At 63.8% G+C, this 1,173-nt stretch carries 1 pseudogene; it reads left to right on the top strand.

Annotation, left to right across the window (positions count from 1 at the left end):
• A pseudogene (locus AKI01S_RS48605) lies at nucleotides 1–1,173 on the top strand (DNA-directed RNA polymerase subunit beta); the annotation flags it as partial.

Here is a 1,173-nt window from a genome sequence, read left to right as displayed (position 1 = left end):
CGCGCGCATCAAGGAGCCGCTCGAAGTCCCGGACCTCCTTGCTCTGCAGACCAACTCTTTTGACTGGCTGCTGGGCAACGAGAGGTGGAAGGCCCGGGTCGAGGCGGCCCAGAAGGCCGGAAGCAAGAGCGTCCCGACCCAGTCGGGCCTGGAAGAGATCTTCGAAGAGATCAGTCCGATTGAGGACTTCTCGGGGACCATGTCGCTGTCGTTCCGGGATCACCGGTTCGAGCCGCCCAAGTACTCCGTGGAGGAGTGCAAGGACAAGGACATGACCTACTCCGCCCCGATGTTCGTCACGGCGGAGTTCATCAACAACACCACCGGTGAGATCAAGAGCCAGACGGTGTTCATGGGGGACTTCCCGCTCATGACGCCCAAGGGCACCTTCATCATCAACGGGACCGAGCGGGTGGTGGTCTCGCAGCTGGTGCGGTCGCCGGGGGTGTACTTCGACCGCGCGCTGGACAAGGCCAGCGACAAGGACATCTATGGGTGTCGGGTGATTCCCAGCCGGGGGGCCTGGCTGGAGTTTGAGATCGACAAGCGCGACAACGTGGGTGTGCGCATCGACCGCAAGCGCAAGCAGCCGGTGACGGTGTTGCTGAAGGCGCTGGGCTGGGACGAGGCGCGGATCCGGGAGCGGTTCGGCGCGTATGAGTCGATCAACATCACGCTGGAGAAGGACCACACCTCCGGTCAGGATGATGCGCTGCTGGACATCTACCGCAAGCTGCGCCCGGGTGAGCCGCCCACGCGTGAGTCGGCGCAGACGCTGTTGGAGAACCTGTACTTCAACCCCAAGCGGTATGACCTGGCCAAGGTGGGCCGTTACAAGGTCAACAAGAAGCTCGGTCTGGACCTGGAGACCAACCAGGGCACGTTGACCGAGGATGACATCGTGGCCACCATCGAGTACCTGGTGCGGCTGCATGCCGGCGAGGAGGAGGGTTCGCTGGGCGGGGTGGCGGTGCCGATCGAGGTCGATGACATCGACCACTTTGGCAACCGGCGGCTGCGCACGGTGGGTGAGCTGATCCAAAACCAGGTCCGGCTGGGTCTGGCCCGGATGGAGCGGGTGGTCCGGGAGCGGATGACCACCCAGGACGTGGAGGCGATCACTCCGCAGACCCTGATCAACATCCGCCCGGTGGTGGCCTCGATCAAGGAGTT

Origin of the sequence: Actinomadura kijaniata NBRC 14229 (assembly GCF_001552175.1) — a bacterium.
In the GTDB taxonomy this organism is placed as follows: Bacteria; Actinomycetota; Actinomycetes; order Streptosporangiales; family Streptosporangiaceae; genus Spirillospora; species Spirillospora kijaniata.
Note: the sequence above shows the minus strand (reverse complement) of the source record. Positions and strands in the feature narration are given on the sequence as shown.